Source organism: Methylobacterium platani, from assembly GCF_001653715.1.
Lineage (GTDB): Bacteria > Pseudomonadota > Alphaproteobacteria > Rhizobiales > Beijerinckiaceae > Methylobacterium > Methylobacterium platani.
In genome coordinates this window covers 1-14,600 of sequence record NZ_LWHQ01000004.1, presented here as the reverse complement: position 1 = coordinate 14,600, position 14,600 = coordinate 1, and the positions used below count along the sequence as shown (strand labels likewise).

Here is a 14,600-nt window from a genome sequence, read left to right as displayed (position 1 = left end):
GTTCGGGCGGCTCACGCCGCTCGGCTCACGCGGCGCAGCGCGCGCGCCGCTGCTCCCGGTCGACGCCCTGCTTCACGCTCGACGAGGCCTGCGGGAACTTCCGCTCCAGCTCGGCCAGGGTGGCGCAGGCCTGCTCGCGGGCGCCGAGCGCGTTGAGCGAGGCGCCGAGCTTGAGCATCGCGTCGGGCGCCTTGCGCGAGCGGGCGTAGTCGGTCGAGACCTTCAGGAACTGCTCGGCCGCCTCGCGGGTGCGATTGCGCTGCAGGTAGCTCTCGCCGAGCCAGTAGGTCGCGTCCGGTACCAGGGTGTCGCGGGGATGCGACTGGATGAACTGGCGCAGGCTCATCTCGGCCTGCTCGTACTGGCGCTGCAGCACGTAGGCGTAGGCCGACTCGTAATCGGCCTTCGCGTCGCCGGTCCCGGTGGCCGCGACGCTGGCCGAGGGGCGCGGCGCCGGGGCCGGGGCGGCGGCGGCCGGCCGGGACGGCGGGCGCAGGTCCACCGGCTCGCCGTAATCGGGGGTGCCGTCCTCGATCGCCGCGCGCGGCGGGGCGAGGGACGCGGAGGCGGACGGGGTCGCGGCGACCGAGCGCGCCGCCTGGGACGGCGTCGTCGCGCCAAGCGCCTGCGGCCCAGAGCCAAGCGCCTGCGGCCCGGCGCCGAGCGCCTGCGGCCCGGCGCCGAGCGCCTGCGGGGCGCCCGGTGCGTCGGGGTTCTGCGAGGGATCGAAGGCGTCGCTGCGCTTCTGGGGCTTGTGCTGCGGGGTGGCCGCGGCCGGCTTCTGCCCGCCCTTCGACTCCTGGAAGCGGAACTCGACGTCCTCCTGGAACTTGCGCAGCTGCTCCTTGAGCTGGCGGTTCTCGTACTGGAGCGACTCGATCTGGCCCGCCATCTGGCGCGACTGGTTCTCCAGCCGGTTGAGGCGCACCACGAACTCGGCGGCATCCTGGGCCGCCGCCGGGCATGCGGCGGCGAGGGCCAGCCCGGACACGGCGAGGGCGGGGGCGAGGAGCAGGCGGCGAAGCATGGCGGGGCGCATCACGGCTCGGGTCAGGCGGCGGGTCCGCACTCGGGAGCGCGGGGTTAGCAGAAGCCGCGCCTCCGGGCAAAAGGGGCGGCGCGCCGCCCCCCTCCACGATCGACGACACGGGCGGCGCACCGCCTCGTCGACGATCGGCTGCAGGGGCGGCCTACGCCGCCCCGGGGCCGCTCAGGAGCCGGCGCCGCCGTCGAGCACCGTGACGGCGCGGCGGTTCTGCGACCAGCACGAGATGTCGTTGCAGACCGCCACCGGGCGCTCCTTGCCGTAGGACACGGTGCGGATCCGGTTCCCGGCGATGCCCCGGGAGGCGAGGTAGTCCCGCACCGCCTGCGAGCGGCGGGCGCCGAGGGCGAAGTTGTACTCGCGGGTGCCGCGCTCGTCGGCGTGGCCCTCGATCAGGAACGTGTAGCGCGGGTAGCGCTGCAGCCACTGCGCCTGCTTGTCGAGGGTCGCCGTGGCGGTCGAGGACAGGTCGGTCGAATCGGACTCGAAGAACACCCGGTCGCCGACATTGACGACGAAGTCCTGGGTGCTGCCCGGGGTGGCGGGTCCGCCGCGCCCGCCATACCCGCCCGCGCCGCCGGCCCCGGCGCCGTAGGCCGCCGAGGCATCGGCGAGGTCGTTGTTGCTCGCGCAGGCCGCCATCGAGAGGGCGAGCGAGAGCGCGGCGGTGATCTTGAGCGCGCGCAGCGGCGCGAGCGGCAACGGCATCGACCAAACTCCTCTGGCGGCCCCGGCGGGCGGCTCGTCGGCGAGACCTGAGCCGCGACAACCGACCGGCGACGCCACGCAACATGACGCGATCGTCTGTAGTCCCGGTCGGTTAAGCGAAGGTTCCATCAACCTTGACGGCCCCTCGCCGCGACTCTGCGAATCGCTCCGGCCGAGCCCCTGCCGGATGGCGGGACCGACGACCACACACCGTTCAAATACGGCCACGCTGCGGCGTCGGCGGAGCGCGAACCGTTGCGTCTCCGCCCGTGTCGTCCGAGCAACACCCTCGCGGCGGCGCCGCCGCGGGCGCGGTTGACGCTTCGTTAACCAATTGGCCCGACCGTGAGGCATCGACGACCGAGACCGCCTCGCGATGCCCGCGCTCCCCCCCTTCCCCCGGATGCCCCAGCCCGGCGCCGAGCCCCCGGGAGCCAAGCCCCCCGGCGTCAAGCCTTGCGTGCTGATCGTCGAGGACAGCTACATGCTGCTGGAGCTCCTGGTGACCCTGTGCGCCCAGCACGGGGTCGAGACGCTCACGGCCTCGAGCGGCGAGGCCGCGCTGACCCTGCTGCGCGAGCAGGGCTCCCGGATCGACTGGCTCCTGACCGACATCCGGCTGCCCGGCCTCGTCGACGGCTGGAGCGTCGCGGAGGCCTACCGGCAGATCCAGCCGCACCGGCCGGTGATCTACTCATCGACCACCGCGAACCTGAACCATCCGGCGGTGCCCGGCAGCATCTTCGTCACCAAGCCGTTCGTGATCGCCGACATCCTGCGCCTCGCCCGGATGATGGGAAGCGAGCTGGAGGCCTCGCGCCAGCTCTGCGCGTGAGGGGTCAGGAACCGATCGCGGCCCGGGCGGCCGCGTCGGCCTTGGCGTTGGCGCTCTCCTCGGCCGCGTCGGCGGCCTCGCTCAGGCGGAAATCCCGCGCCCGCGCCTCGCAGCGGGCGCGCAGGACATCGAGCTCATCCTCGGTCAGGTGCTCGATGCCGATATAGGCGTTCTGGGCCGCGCTCGCCCGGATCAGCTCGTCGAGCTTGGCCTGGATCGCCGCCCCGTCGCGGTTCTGGGTGTTCTGGATCAGGAACACCATCAGGAACGTCACGATCGTCGTGCCGCTGTTGATGATCAGCTGCCAGGTGTCCGAGTAGTGGAACAGCGGGCCGGTCAGCGCCCAGACCACGATCAGCAGCAGGCTCGCCGCGAAGGTGCCGGGCCGGCCCGCCGCCCGGGCGACGGCGGCGGCGAAATCCGAGAAGGTGCGGATGCGTGTCGTGACCATCGTGGCTCCCGCGGCGACCGGGTTTCGCCGAAGATTTCCGTAACGTTTCCCGGGAGATCCGGGCGGACGAGCGTCCGCTTACGAATTCCCGCCCCGCCTCCGCGGTTCCCCTCTTGACGCCGGCGCGGGCTCGGCGCAGTGACGGGCCGCCCGCGGCGCCCTCGCGCCGCAGCATTCCCGGACAACCTCCACTTCATGCCGAGCGACAGTCACAGTCGACCGCCCTTGCCGTCCCCGGCCTGAGGTCCCGCGCGCCCGCTCCGCCCGAGCGGCTCACCGCGACCGGCCGGGGACGGCCGGCCGACGCTTCAGCGCCGAGTAGGTGAGCCATGATCGAGACCGTGATCGACGCCCCCGTCGAGCCCGCTTCCCTTGCCGCGCGCCTCGCCGAGGAGAGCGCTCCGGACATCGTCGAGGCGCTGAACCGGGAGGCGCCGGAGGTGGCCGCCGCCATCCTGCTGAGCCTGCCGCACGACCGCGCCGTCGAGGTGCTGGACCAGCCCGAGCTCGACTGCGCCCCCGACATCATCGAGATGCTGCCGCGCGACCGCGTCGCATCGTTCCTGTCGGGCATGTCGGCCGACCGGGTCACCGACGTGTTCAAGGAGATCGAGGAGCCCGGCCGCTCGGACCTGCGCACCCGCCTCGACGTCGAGACCCGGGGCGCCGTCGACAAGCTGATCGCCTATCCGGAGGAGAGCGTCGGCTCGATCATGACGACCGAGTTCGTCTCGGTGCCGACGACCTGGACCGTCGGCCTCACCCTCGACTACATCCGCAAGGTCGAGCGCACCCGCGAGACCGTCTACTCGATCTTCGTGCTCGATCCCCGGACCGGGGCGCTGGCCAAGGCGGTGCCCCTGCGCCGCCTGATCACCGGCAACCCGGACGACAACATCCTGTCGGTGGCGCCGAACCGCCGCCCGGTGGTGGTCTCGGCCGATGCCGGCCGCAACGAGGCGGCGCGCCTGATCTCGAAATACGACCTCCTGGCGATCCCGGTGGTCGATGCGTCGAACCACGTCGTCGGCATCGTCACCGTCGACGACGTGATCGACGCGATGATCCAGAAGCAGACCGAGGACGTGCAGCGCTTCGGCGGCATGGAGGCGCTCGACGAGCCCTACATGTCGATCAGCTTCCTCACCATGATCCGCAAGCGGGCCGGCTGGCTCTGCGTGCTGTTCCTCTCCGAGATGCTGACCGCCAGCGCCATGCAGGGGTTCGAGGGCGAGCTCGAGAAGGCGCTGGTGCTCACCCTGTTCATCCCGCTCATCATGAGCTCGGGCGGCAATTCGGGCTCGCAGGCGACCTCGCTGCTGATCCGGGCGCTCGCCCTGCACCAGGTCCGCCTGGCCGACTGGTGGCGGGTGGCGCTCCGCGAGATTCCCGCCGGCCTGACGCTCGGCGCGATCCTCGGCACGATCGGCGTGGTGCGGATCGTGATCTGGCAGAAGCTCGGCTTCTACGATTACGGCGAGCACTGGTTCCTGGTCGCCGCCACGGTCGGCACCGCCCTCGTCGGCATCGTGCTGTTCGGCTCGCTCACCGGCTCGATGCTGCCCTTCATCCTCCAGCGCGTCGGTTTCGATCCGGCGACCGCCTCGGCGCCGTTCGTCGCGACCCTCGTCGACGTGTCGGGGCTGGTGATCTACTTCACGGTGGCGCTGGTGATCCTGAAGGGGACGCTGCTGTAGGATACGAATTCGGACGCCCCGGTTTCGGGCGCGACGGTCGACACGGTCTCCGCGTCATTCCGGGGCCGCGCAGCGGAGCCCGGAATGACGCGGATGCGCACGGGAGACGGTAGCCAGCGGAGGGGCGCTACCGCTCCTCGATCGTCAGCTTCTGGAATCCCTTCGCCGCCAGCTTCGGCCGCTTGGCGCTGAGGATCCGGGAATTCACCCCCGTCCAGCCGATCTCGCCCGACAGCCGCCCGTACTCGATCTTCGGGCAGCGGTTCATCACCACGGTGACGCCCCGCGCCTCCGCCCGGGCCGCGCCCGCGTCGTTGCGCACGCCGAGCTGCATCCAGATCACCCCGGGCAGCGGGTCGAGGGCCAAGGCCTCGTCGACGAGGGGACCGGCGGCCTCGGAGTTGCGAAAGATCTCGACCATGTCGACCGGCCGGACGAGGTCGGCCAGCCGCGCCACCACCGGCCGGCCCAGGATCTCGCCCCCGGCGAGGCCCGGATTGACCGGGATCACCTCGTAACCGCGCTCCAGCAGGTACTTGGTGACGATCCAGCTCGGCCGGGCCGGGTTGGCGGAGGCGCCGACGAGCGCGATCGTCCGCACCTGCCGCAGGATCTTGCGCAGCGCCTCGTCGTCGTAGCGGTCGTGAACGCTCATCGGGCCGCCTTCCGGTCGAGGAAGGCCGCGATCCCGTCTTCCGCCGAGCGGGCCAGCATGTTCTCGGTCATCACGCGGCCGGCATGGGCGTAGGCCTCGGCGAGCGGCATCTCGAGCTGCTCGTAGAAGGCGCGCTTGCCGACCCGCACCGTGTAGGCGCTGCGGGACGCGATCCCGGCGGCGAGCGCCTGCGCCTCGCCGAGCGCCGTACCGGCGGGCACCACCCGGTTGACGAGGCCGAGCGCCCTCGCTTCTTCGGCCTCCGCCATCTCGGCGGTGAGCAGCATCGCCATCGCGGCCTTGCGCGACAGGTTGCGCGAGAGCGCCACCATCGGGGTCGAGCAGAACAGGCCGATCTGCACGCCGGGGGTGGCGAAGCGCGCCTCCGTGCCAGCCACCGCGAGGTCGCAGGAGGCGACGAGCTGGCAGCCGGCCGCCGTCGCGATTCCCTCCACGGCCGCGATCACCGGCTGCGGCAGGGCGGGGATCGCCATCATCACCGACGAGCAGAGATCGAACAGATCCTTGAAGCGGGCCGCGCCGCGATCGGAATCCGCCCGATAGGCGGTCATCTCCTTGAGGTCGTGGCCGGCGCAGAAGGCGGGGCCCTCCGCGGCCAGCACCACGACGCGCACGCTCTCGTCCGCCGAGAGCCGGGCGAATTCCTCCGACAAGGCGGCGAGGAGGGCGTGCGAGAGGGCGTTGCGCGCCCGCGGCCGGTTGAGGGTCACGGTCGCGACGCCGTCGCGGTCGTGCCGGAGGAGGAGGGTCTCGGACATGCGGGCTCGGATTCGCGGTCTCGGAAGGGAGCGGAACGGATGGCCTATTGTCCGGTGCCGGGCGCCGTGCTGCAAGATCGTGCATGACGATGACCGGATACGCTCCCCGCATGCCTGCCGCCCCGATGATGGACCGCGACGCGGTCTCGGCCTTCCTCGACGAGGTCTTTCCGCAGATCCATCACGGCGGGCCCGGCCCGGTGGTCGAGAGCGTCGGCCCGATGACGGCGACGATGCGCCTGCCCTACCATGAGCGCCACCTGCGCCCCGGCGGCACGATCTCCGGCCCGGCGATGATGGGGCTCGCCGACGTGGCGCTCTACGTCGCGATCCTGGGCCAGATCGGCCCGGTGGCGCTCGCGGTCACCACCAACCTGTCGTTCAACTTCATGAGGAAGCCCGCGCAAGGAGATCTCCTGGCCGAGGCGCGCCTGTTCAAGCTCGGGCGCTCGCTGGCGGTCGGCGAGGTGCTGATCCGCAGCCTCGGCCGGGACGACCTCGTCTGCCACGCCACCGGCACCTACGCGATCCCGCCGAAATAGCGGTATCATGATACCGCTATGGCGAAGTCTCTCGAAAAGCTCGCGTTTTTTCCGCTTCGGGTTTTTCGGTCTGCTTGACGCCGGCGCCGACCTCCGTTACTGAGCCGGCCATCGCCGCTGCGCGCTCAGTCCTGACCGCGGCGGCGTCCTGTTTTTTTCGTCAAGACTTCCGGGACCTATCCGCGATGAAGACCTTTTCGCTGAAGCCCGCCGACGTCGACAAGAAGTGGGTGATCATCGACGCGGAGGGCCTCGTGGTCGGCCGCCTGGCGTCGATCGTCGCGATGCGTCTGCGGGGCAAGCACAAGCCCCAGTACACGCCCCACGTCGATTGCGGCGATAACGTCATCGTCATCAACGCGGAGAAGGTGAAGTTCACCGGCCGCAAGTATAACCAGAAGGTGTACTACCACCACACTGGCTACGCCGGCGGCATCAAGGAGCGGTCGGCCAAGTTCATCCTCGAGGGCCGCTTCCCCGAGCGCGTCGTCGAGAAGGCCGTGGAGCGCATGCTGCCGCGCGGCCCGCTGTTCCGGCAGATCCTGGGCAACCTCCGGGTCTACAAGGGCAACGAGCATCCCCACACCGCCCAGCAGCCGGAGACGCTCGACGTCGCCGCTCTCAACCGCAAGAACGTGAGCGCGTAAGATGGCGACCCTTCAGTCTCTCGCCGACCTCGGCCAGGCCAACAAGGCTTCTCTCTCGCAGGGCGAGAACGAGGCCCCGGTCCACGTCCAGAAGCTGGACTCCCTCGGCCGCGCCTACGCCACCGGCAAGCGCAAGGACGCGATCGCCCGCGTCTGGATCAAGCCCGGCGCCGGCAAGATCACGGTGAACGACCGCCCGGTCGACACCTACTTCGCCCGCCCGGTGCTGCGCATGATCCTGCAGCAGCCGCTCCAGGTGGCCGACCGCGTCGACCAGTACGACATCGTCGTCACGGTGGCCGGCGGCGGCCTCTCCGGCCAGGCCGGTGCGGTGCGCCACGGCCTCTCCAAGGCCCTGACCTACTTCGAGCCCGAGCTGCGCTCGCCGCTGAAGCGCGAGGGCTTCCTGACCCGCGACCCGCGCGTGGTCGAGCGCAAGAAGTACGGCCGCAAGAAGGCTCGCCGCAGCTTCCAGTTCTCGAAGCGCTAGAGCGACCCTTTCGGTCATTGCAAAAAACAGGGCGGGCCCGCGAGGGCCCGCCCTTTCCCGTTTCAGGCGATGCGCGTCAGGCGCTCAATGCCTTCTCCAGCTCGCCCTTCGACATGGTGGACCGGCCCGGGATGTTCTTCGCCCGCGCCTTCCGCATCAGCTCGGCCTTGGTCGGGCCGCCGTCGCGGCTGCCGGTCTTGTGCGACGCCTTGCGCGCGGCGGCGGCCTTCTTCGCCACGTCCTTCGGCTGCTTCGAATGCTGGCGGCCCTTGGCGCTGTCGGCGCGCTTCTTGGCGGTGGAGCGCTTGTACTCCTCGTCCGAGAGTTCCTCGCGGGCCTTCTTCGGCAGGTAGCGCTCGCCGGTCTCGCCGCTCTTCTTGCCCGACTTGGTGTCCCACTCCTCGTCGGTCCACTGCTTGAGGTGGTTGTCGGACGACTTCTTGCCCTCGTAGCCGCCTCCTTCCTCCTTGTATTCCTGAACGGCCATCTGCGCCTTGCGGGCCGACCACTGGCCGGGCTTGCCGCCCTTCGACGAGCGGGTAACGTCCTTCTTGACCGACTCCCACAGCTTGGGATCGGTCTTCTTCGCGGTGCCGGCCATGATGCAGTCCTGCTCTCGTCCGATATGATCTGGCAGCACAACCGGGGCGGCGCGGGCGGGGTTCCTCTGCGGCGCACGCGCCTGTGGATGGCGGGACGACACGACACCGTCGCGGATCGTGCGGCATGGTCTGCGCACCGTCCTCGCCGATCGGCGGGCATTGCCGATTGACTCGACGCGCCCCCGACCCCAATCACCACGCGCGTCGTTCGACATCGGCCGACCGGCGCCACGGAGTTTTCGCCATGACCCGCAAGCACAGCCCGAGCGTCTTCATCGACGGCGAGGCCGGCACGACCGGTCTCGGCATCCGCGAGCGTCTGCACGCCTTCGACGACATCACCCTGCGGTCGATTCCCCACGAGAGCCGCAAGGACCCGGAGGCGAAGCGCGCCCTCCTGTCCGAGGTCGACCTCGTGGTGCTCTGCCTGCCCGACGACGCCTCGCGCGAGACGGCGGCGCTCGCCGATTCGCTGCCCGGCGGCGGCCCGCGGCTGCTCGATGCCAGCACCGCCTACCGGGTCGACCCGGCCTGGACCTACGGCTTCGCCGAGCTGGCGCCGGAGCAGGAAGGCGCCATCCGGGCGTCGCGCCGCGTCTCGAACCCGGGCTGCTACCCGACCGGTGCCATCGCGCTCCTGCGCCCGCTGATCGATGCCGGCCTGGTCCCGGCCGATCATCCGGTCAGCATCAATGCGGTCTCGGGCTACAGCGGCGGCGGCCGCAAGATGATCGAGGACTACGAGGCCGGCAAGGCCCCGGCCTTCCAGCTCTACGGCCTCGGCTTCGGCCACAAGCATCTGCCCGAGACGCAGAAGTACAGCGGCCTCACCCGCCGCCCGATCTTCGTGCCGTCGGTCGGCAACTTCCGCCAGGGCATGCTGGTGTCGATCCCGCTCCACCTCGACCTCCTGCCCGGCAAGCCGACCCCCGGCGACCTCGAGGCGGCGCTCGTCGCCCGCTACGCCGGCGCCACGCTCGTCAAGGTGGTGACCGGGGCCGAGGACGGCGCACACCGCGAGCGCATCGAGCCCGAGGCGCTGAACGACACCGACCGGCTCGAATTACGGGTGTTCGGCTCCGACACGCACCACCACGCGGTGCTGGTCGCGCGGCTCGACAACCTCGGCAAGGGCGCCTCGGGCGCCGCGGTGCAGAACCTGCGCCTGATGCTCGACCTCGATTAAGCCTCGACCCGGAGGGCCGCGAGGCCCTCCGTGCTCGCGGGAGGTGACGCGATGACCGAGACCCGCCCGCCGCTGCCGCCCTTCACCGCGTCGAGCGCCGCCGCCAAGGCCCGCGCCGCCGAGGATGCCTGGAACAGCCGCGACCCGGTCCGGGTGTCGCTGGCCTACACGCCGGACAGCCGCTGGCGGAACCGGGCCGAGTTCTTCGCCGGGCGCGAGGCCATCGTGGCCTTCCTCACCCGCAAGTGGGACCGCGAGCTCGAGTACCGCCTGATCAAGGAGGTCTGGGCCCACCACGAGAACCGCATCGCGGTGCGCTTCGCCTACGAGTGGCGCGACGATTCCGGCCACTGGTTCCGCTCGCACGGCAACGAGCAGTGGGAGTTCGACGCGGCGGGCCTGATGCGCCGCCGCGAGGCCTCGATCAACGACGTGCCGATTCCGGCCTCCGACCGCAAGTTCCACTGGTCCCTCGGCCGGCGGCCGGACGACCATCCGGGCCTGAGCGACCTCGGCCTGTAGGGGCGATGCGGCGAAGCCGCATCGCGCGGGCGTCTCACCCCCGCGGCGGGATCTCCAGGCCGCGCTGCACCGCCGGCCGGGCGAGGGCCCGCTCCAGCCAGGCCGGGACGGCCTCGAGCGCGTCGTACTCCACCAGCTCCCGCGCTTCGTAGAAGCCGATCAGGTTGCGCACCCAGCCGACGAGCGAGATGTCGGCGATGGTGTAATCGGATCCCATGATCCAGTCGCGGCCGGTCAACCGGGCCTCCAGCACCCCGAGCAGGCGCTTCGACTCGTCGCGGTAGCGGTGGAGCGGCCGCTTGTCCTCGATCTCGCGGCCGGCGAACTTGTGGAAGTAGCCGAGCTGGCCGAACATCGGCCCGACCGCGGCCATCTGGAAGAACAGCCACTGCGCGGTCTCGTACCGGCCGGCCGGATCGGACGGGATCAGCCGCCCGGTCTTCTCGGCGAGGTAGAGCAGGATCGCCCCCGACTCGAACAGGGCGAGCGGCCGTCCGCCCGGCCCGTCCGGATCGATGATCGCCGGGATCTTGCCGTTGGGGTTGAGCGACAGGAAGTCCGGCGTCCAGGTCTCGTTCCTGCCGATCTGGACCGTATGCGCCTCGTAAGGAAGGCCGAGCTCCTCGAGCGCGATCGACACCTTCACGCCGTTCGGCGTCGGGAAGGAATAGAGCTGGATCCGGTCCGGGTGCCGGGCCGGCCAGCGCGCGGTGATCGGGAAGGCGGAGAGGTCTGGCATCGCGATGAGGCTCCCTGGTGCGGGGCCGCGACGATACCCGGCCTCCCCGGCCGGGCAAGCCGGGTATCAGCCCTCCGCCGCGAAGTGCTTGACGAGGAGCGGCAGGTGGTCGCCGCCATGGCCGGCCGCGACGAGCCGGTCGAGGTCGGAAAAGACTCCCTCGGCGACGGCCCGCTCCGCGCCCAGGCCCTCGGCCATCGCCACGTAGTAGCTCAGGTCCTTGCGGGCATTGGCGATCGAGAATCGCATCGGCGAGGAATCGCCCGACAGCAGGTAGGGCGAGAGCCGGTCGAGCGCCGCCCCGTGGCCGCCGCCCTTGCGCAGCACGTCGACGAGGATCTCGGGCGCGATGCCCGCCCGGCCGGCGGCGGCGGCGGCCTCGGCGATGAGGGCGACGGAGCCGAGCGAGACGAAGTTGTGCAGGAGCTTCAGGGTGTGGCCCGCACCGGCCTCGGGCCCGGCATGGAAGATGTTCTCGGCGAAGGCGGAGAGCAGCGGCTGCACCGCGGCGAACAGCGCCGGCTCGGCCCCGACCAGCAGGTTGAGCCGCCCCTCCGCCGCCTCCTTGGGGGTGCGGGTCATCGGCGCGTCGAGGAAGCGGCCACCGGCCCGCGTCACCGCCGCGGCGACCGCCGCCGTCGAGGCCGGGATCGCCGTCGAGCAGTCGATCACCACGGTGCCGGGCTTCAGCGACGCGAGCAGGCCCCCGTCGCCGAGGAGCACGTCCTCGACCTGCGGCGTGCCGGTGACGCACAGGACGATCACCTCGCTCGCGCCGGCCAACGACGCCCGGTCGGCGTGGCGCGTCGCTCCCAGGGCGTCGAGGTCGTCGGTCGGCTGGTTGCCGGGATGGTCGAGATAGCCGAGCGGCCAGCCCTTGCGGGCGATGTTGAGGGCGATGCCGTGGCCCATCAGGCCGACGCCGACGATGCCCACCTTCTGCTTGGTCATGGTGTGTGTCTCCTCGGGAAGAAAAGGTCAGGCGAGCGCCCGGCGCACCGCCTCGGTCACCTCGGTGCAGCTCGCTCGTCCGCCGAGGTCGCGCGGCACCGCCCGCCCCTCGCGCAGGGTCGTGGCGACCGCCGCCTCGACCCGGTCGGCCGCCGCGCCCAAGCTGGCATCGCCCTTCCGATCGCCGAGCCAGCGCAGCATCATCGCCCCCGACAGGATGGTGGCGACCGGGCTCGCGGCATTCTGCCCGGCGATGTCCGGCGCCGAGCCATGGGCGCCCTGGAACAGGGCGTGGCCGTCGCCGATCTCGCCCGAGGGCGAGATGCCCATGCCGCCGACCGTGGCGGCGCCGAGATCCGAGATGATGTCGCCGAACATGTTCTCCGCCACGATCACGTCGTAGAAGTCCGGCCGCTTGAGCATGTGCACGGTGATCGCGTCGGCATAGGCGTAGTCGATCGCGATGTCCGGGTAGCCGGCATGGACCTCGTCGCAGATCCGGCGGAAGAAGGCGTAGGAGCGCAGGATGTTGGCCTTGTCGCAGACGGTCACCCGCCGCCGGCCGTCCCGCGGCGCGCCGCTGCGCCTGGCCGCGAGATCGAAGGCGAAGCGCGCCACCCGCTCGGTGCCCTTGCGCGTCACCACCAGGCTGTCCGAGGCGATCTCGTCGCGCAGGACCACCCCGGCGCCGCGGCTGGCATAGAGCCCCTCGGTGTTCTCGCGCACGACGACGTAGTCGATGCCGCCGCCCTCGAAGGCGCGCAACGGCGAGAGCACGCCGGGCAGCAGCTTGATCGGGCGCACGTTGGCGTAGAGGTCGAGGCGGAAGCGCAGGCGCAGGTGCAGGTCGTTGCCGACCTCGGTGCCGTCCGGATAGACCACGCCCGGCAGGCCGGCCGCCCCGTGCAGGATCGCATCGGCGTCGCGGCAGCCCGCGAAGGTGTCCTCCGGCAGCACCGCGCCGCTCTTCACGTAGTGCCCGGCCCCGCCCTCCAGCATCTCGAAGGCGAGCGTGCTGGCGCCGCAGGCCTCCGCCAGCACCGCCATCGCGGCTTGCGTCACCTCGGGACCGATGCCGTCGCCCTCGATGGTGGCGATGCGATATCGTGCCATTTTCGCCCTCCTCCCTTGAGATCCGCGCGTCGTGCGGAACCTTTGATGGCGCGCCTAGCACGGCGCCGCGGGCCGCGACATCGCGCCCGACGCATGACCCATGGGAGGAGAGGCCGATGACGGGATCGCCGTTCACCTACCACGTGCCGGATGCTGCGCTCGCCGACCTGCGCGAACGCCTCGCCCGCACCCGCCTGCCCGACCAGGCGCCGGAGGCGCCCTGGACCTACGGCACCGACGTGACCTACCTCGCCGACCTCGTCGCGTATTGGCGCGACCGGTTCGACTGGCGCGCCGAGGAAGCTGCGCTCAACGCCTTCCCGCAGGAGGTCGTGCGCGTCGGCGAGATCGACATCCACTGCCTGCACGTGCCGGGCCGCGGACCGAGCCCGCGGCCGCTCCTGCTCTGCCACGGCTGGCCCGGCTCGGTGTTCGAGTTCCTCGACCTGATCCCTCGCCTGACCGATCCGGCCCGCTTCGGCGGCGATCCGGCCGACGCCTTCACGGTGGTGGCCCCTTCGCTGCCCGGCTACGGCCTGTCGTTCCGCCCGGGCCAGCCCCGCCTCGGCGTCGAGGAGATTGCCGATCGCTTCGCGGAGCTGATGGGGCGCCTCGGCTACGACCGCTTCATGACCCAGGGCGGCGATTGGGGCGCCTTCATCACCACGCGGCTCGCCTGGCGCTACCCCGAGCGCGTCGAGGGGCTGCACCTCAACATGCTGCCGGTGCGCCGGGACCTGTCGGGCCGCGACGCGACCCCGGAGGAGGCCGCGCATTACGAGCGCGTCGGCGCCTGGCTGAAGGAAGAGACGGGCTACCAGTGGATCCAGGGCACCAAGCCCCAGACCCTCGCCTTCGCGCTGACCGACTCGCCGGCCGGCCTCGCCGCCTGGATCGCGGAGAAGTTCCGGTCCTGGTCGGATTGCGACGGCACGATCGAGACCGCGATCCCCCGTGACCGGATGCTCGCCAGCATCTCGCTCTACTGGTTCACCGGCGCGATCGGCTCGTCCTTCCATCCCTACCATTCCCGCATGCACCGCCCCTGGCCGGTCCCGAACGGCGAGAAGGTGAGGGTACCGACGGCCTACGCGGCGTTTCCGAAGGAGATGGTCCGCCCTCCCCGCTCGCTCGCCGAGGCGACGATGTTCGCCGACCTGCGCCGCTGGACCGAGATGCCGCACGGCGGCCACTTCGCCGCCCTCGAGCAACCCGATCTCCTGGCGGAGGACGTCCGCGCCTTCGCACGCACGGTGCCGCGCTAGGCGGGACCGTCGCGTCCCGCCGGTCCTTGAAGGTGCTGCGGGCGGACCTAGCTTCTCGGTCGATCGTCGGAGTCGGGCCGCTCCGCATTGCCCCGCTCACGCTGATTCGGGCGTGTTGACAGGCGAGCCGGCTACCCTTAGACAGCCGCTCACCGACGGGGGGCCGACGAACTGGCCGCCGCGACGGACTTCTCCAGAGATGAGCAAGCAAGGGCCTGGGCGACTTGGTTCGGCTTTTCGTTCTCCGGAGGTCGAGATCGGCTCCCGGTCGATCTGCTCTTTGACAAGTTCATCTGAGAAAGAGAAGCGTGGACGGCGTCGTCCCTGCGGATCCGGGTTTCGGCCTGGATCGTGAGTAGGATGATGCTGGTCC

17 protein-coding genes are annotated in these 14,600 nt (G+C 71.0%); 8 read left to right on the top strand and 9 right to left on the bottom strand.

The window, feature by feature from the left end; genetic code table 11:
- Window positions 1–25: 25 nt before the first annotated feature.
- Both ybgF and pal read right to left on the bottom strand, forming a co-directional pair.
- Window positions 26–1,027 carry a tol-pal system protein YbgF gene (gene ybgF, locus A5481_RS00945; protein WP_048433740.1) on the bottom strand — a complete coding sequence of 334 codons (1,002 nt, stop codon included), beginning with the start codon at window positions 1,025–1,027 and terminating at the stop codon, window positions 26–28.
- Between the two features lie 183 nt (window positions 1,028–1,210).
- On the bottom strand, window positions 1,211–1,753 hold the full coding sequence (pal, locus tag A5481_RS00940; RefSeq protein ID WP_064503716.1) for a peptidoglycan-associated lipoprotein Pal: 543 nt from the start codon (window positions 1,751–1,753) through the stop codon (window positions 1,211–1,213).
- Between the two features lie 376 nt (window positions 1,754–2,129).
- Between pal and A5481_RS00935 the strand changes: the two genes are divergently transcribed.
- The gene (locus tag A5481_RS00935) at window positions 2,130–2,588 is read left to right on the top strand and encodes a response regulator (protein WP_425350148.1); all 459 of its coding nucleotides are present in this window, start codon (window positions 2,130–2,132) and stop codon (window positions 2,586–2,588) included.
- A 4-nt stretch (window positions 2,589–2,592) separates the two neighbouring features.
- Here the strand turns inward: A5481_RS00935 and A5481_RS00930 are convergent, their stop codons facing one another.
- Window positions 2,593–3,039: a low affinity iron permease family protein gene (locus A5481_RS00930; RefSeq protein ID WP_048435796.1), complete on the bottom strand. Its 447-nt coding sequence runs from the start codon at window positions 3,037–3,039 to the stop codon at window positions 2,593–2,595.
- A 329-nt stretch (window positions 3,040–3,368) separates the two neighbouring features.
- Between A5481_RS00930 and mgtE the strand changes: the two genes are divergently transcribed.
- Window positions 3,369–4,736, top strand: coding sequence for a magnesium transporter (gene mgtE, locus A5481_RS00925; RefSeq protein ID WP_048435795.1), 1,368 nt, complete (start codon window positions 3,369–3,371; stop codon window positions 4,734–4,736).
- A 127-nt stretch (window positions 4,737–4,863) separates the two neighbouring features.
- Here mgtE and A5481_RS00920 read toward each other — a convergent pair whose 3' ends face one another.
- Window positions 4,864–5,391 carry a CoA-binding protein gene (locus tag A5481_RS00920; protein WP_048435794.1) on the bottom strand — a complete coding sequence of 176 codons (528 nt, stop codon included), beginning with the start codon at window positions 5,389–5,391 and terminating at the stop codon, window positions 4,864–4,866.
- Complete coding sequence (locus tag A5481_RS00915; protein WP_048435793.1) at window positions 5,388–6,170, bottom strand: enoyl-CoA hydratase; 783 nt, start codon at window positions 6,168–6,170, stop codon at window positions 5,388–5,390. The genes A5481_RS00920 and A5481_RS00915 overlap by 4 nt, the downstream gene beginning before the upstream one ends.
- Window positions 6,171–6,280: 110 nt before the next feature.
- On the opposite strand from A5481_RS00915, the gene A5481_RS00910 reads away from it, so the two are divergent.
- The 3 genes from A5481_RS00910 (at window position 6,281) to rpsI (ending at window position 7,849) form a co-directional block, all read left to right on the top strand.
- Complete coding sequence (locus tag A5481_RS00910) at window positions 6,281–6,712, top strand: PaaI family thioesterase (RefSeq protein WP_048435792.1); 432 nt, start codon at window positions 6,281–6,283, stop codon at window positions 6,710–6,712.
- Between the two features lie 185 nt (window positions 6,713–6,897).
- On the top strand, window positions 6,898–7,359 hold the full coding sequence (gene rplM, locus A5481_RS00905; protein ID WP_048435791.1) for a 50S ribosomal protein L13: 462 nt from the start codon (window positions 6,898–6,900) through the stop codon (window positions 7,357–7,359).
- A gap of 1 nt (window position 7,360) precedes the next feature.
- Window positions 7,361–7,849, top strand: coding sequence for a 30S ribosomal protein S9 (gene rpsI, locus A5481_RS00900; protein WP_048435790.1), 489 nt, complete (start codon window positions 7,361–7,363; stop codon window positions 7,847–7,849).
- Window positions 7,850–7,925: 76 nt separating this feature from the next.
- Here rpsI and A5481_RS00895 read toward each other — a convergent pair whose 3' ends face one another.
- Complete coding sequence (locus A5481_RS00895) at window positions 7,926–8,450, bottom strand: DUF5872 domain-containing protein (RefSeq protein ID WP_048435789.1); 525 nt, start codon at window positions 8,448–8,450, stop codon at window positions 7,926–7,928.
- 245 nt (window positions 8,451–8,695) lie between these two features.
- On the opposite strand from A5481_RS00895, the gene argC reads away from it, so the two are divergent.
- Window positions 8,696–9,637 (top strand): N-acetyl-gamma-glutamyl-phosphate reductase, encoded by a 942-nt coding sequence (gene argC / locus A5481_RS00890; RefSeq protein ID WP_048435788.1) that lies wholly within the window; start codon window positions 8,696–8,698, stop codon window positions 9,635–9,637.
- 51 nt (window positions 9,638–9,688) lie between these two features.
- Entirely contained in the window at window positions 9,689–10,159 is a 471-nt protein-coding gene (locus A5481_RS00885; RefSeq protein WP_048435787.1) for a nuclear transport factor 2 family protein, read from the top strand.
- A 34-nt stretch (window positions 10,160–10,193) separates the two neighbouring features.
- Here A5481_RS00885 and A5481_RS00880 read toward each other — a convergent pair whose 3' ends face one another.
- The 3 genes from A5481_RS00880 to A5481_RS00870 all read right to left on the bottom strand — a co-directional run bounded on the left by A5481_RS00880 (window position 10,194) and on the right by A5481_RS00870 (window position 12,962).
- On the bottom strand, window positions 10,194–10,898 hold the full coding sequence (locus tag A5481_RS00880; RefSeq protein ID WP_048435786.1) for a glutathione S-transferase N-terminal domain-containing protein: 705 nt from the start codon (window positions 10,896–10,898) through the stop codon (window positions 10,194–10,196).
- 66 nt (window positions 10,899–10,964) lie between these two features.
- A complete protein-coding gene (locus A5481_RS00875; RefSeq protein ID WP_048435785.1) occupies window positions 10,965–11,849 on the bottom strand; it encodes an NAD(P)-dependent oxidoreductase in 885 nt (294 codons plus the stop codon).
- A 27-nt stretch (window positions 11,850–11,876) separates the two neighbouring features.
- The gene (locus A5481_RS00870; protein WP_048435784.1) at window positions 11,877–12,962 is read right to left on the bottom strand and encodes an isocitrate/isopropylmalate dehydrogenase family protein; all 1,086 of its coding nucleotides are present in this window, start codon (window positions 12,960–12,962) and stop codon (window positions 11,877–11,879) included.
- Window positions 12,963–13,078: 116 nt separating this feature from the next.
- On the opposite strand from A5481_RS00870, the gene A5481_RS00865 reads away from it, so the two are divergent.
- Window positions 13,079–14,227 carry an epoxide hydrolase family protein gene (locus A5481_RS00865; RefSeq protein ID WP_048435783.1) on the top strand — a complete coding sequence of 383 codons (1,149 nt, stop codon included), beginning with the start codon at window positions 13,079–13,081 and terminating at the stop codon, window positions 14,225–14,227.
- Window positions 14,228–14,600 lie beyond the last annotated feature (373 nt).

Bases quoted from the DNA above. Each gene is read 5' to 3' on its own strand.
- ybgF (WP_048433740.1), bottom strand. From the start codon at position 1,027: ATGCTTCGCCGCCTGCTCCTCGCCCCCGCCCTCGCCGTGTCCGGGCTG.
- pal (WP_064503716.1), bottom strand. From the start codon at position 1,753: ATGCCGTTGCCGCTCGCGCCGCTGCGCGCGCTCAAGATCACCGCCGCG.
- A5481_RS00935 (WP_425350148.1), top strand. From the start codon at position 2,130: ATGCCCGCGCTCCCCCCCTTCCCCCGGATGCCCCAGCCCGGCGCCGAG.
- A5481_RS00930 (WP_048435796.1), bottom strand. From the start codon at position 3,039: ATGGTCACGACACGCATCCGCACCTTCTCGGATTTCGCCGCCGCCGTC.
- mgtE (WP_048435795.1), top strand. From the start codon at position 3,369: ATGATCGAGACCGTGATCGACGCCCCCGTCGAGCCCGCTTCCCTTGCC.
- A5481_RS00920 (WP_048435794.1), bottom strand. From the start codon at position 5,391: ATGAGCGTTCACGACCGCTACGACGACGAGGCGCTGCGCAAGATCCTG.
- A5481_RS00915 (WP_048435793.1), bottom strand. From the start codon at position 6,170: ATGTCCGAGACCCTCCTCCTCCGGCACGACCGCGACGGCGTCGCGACC.
- A5481_RS00910 (WP_048435792.1), top strand. From the start codon at position 6,281: ATGCCTGCCGCCCCGATGATGGACCGCGACGCGGTCTCGGCCTTCCTC.
- rplM (WP_048435791.1), top strand. From the start codon at position 6,898: ATGAAGACCTTTTCGCTGAAGCCCGCCGACGTCGACAAGAAGTGGGTG.
- rpsI (WP_048435790.1), top strand. From the start codon at position 7,361: ATGGCGACCCTTCAGTCTCTCGCCGACCTCGGCCAGGCCAACAAGGCT.
- A5481_RS00895 (WP_048435789.1), bottom strand. From the start codon at position 8,450: ATGGCCGGCACCGCGAAGAAGACCGATCCCAAGCTGTGGGAGTCGGTC.
- argC (WP_048435788.1), top strand. From the start codon at position 8,696: ATGACCCGCAAGCACAGCCCGAGCGTCTTCATCGACGGCGAGGCCGGC.
- A5481_RS00885 (WP_048435787.1), top strand. From the start codon at position 9,689: ATGACCGAGACCCGCCCGCCGCTGCCGCCCTTCACCGCGTCGAGCGCC.
- A5481_RS00880 (WP_048435786.1), bottom strand. From the start codon at position 10,898: ATGCCAGACCTCTCCGCCTTCCCGATCACCGCGCGCTGGCCGGCCCGG.
- A5481_RS00875 (WP_048435785.1), bottom strand. From the start codon at position 11,849: ATGACCAAGCAGAAGGTGGGCATCGTCGGCGTCGGCCTGATGGGCCAC.
- A5481_RS00870 (WP_048435784.1), bottom strand. From the start codon at position 12,962: ATGGCACGATATCGCATCGCCACCATCGAGGGCGACGGCATCGGTCCC.
- A5481_RS00865 (WP_048435783.1), top strand. From the start codon at position 13,079: ATGACGGGATCGCCGTTCACCTACCACGTGCCGGATGCTGCGCTCGCC.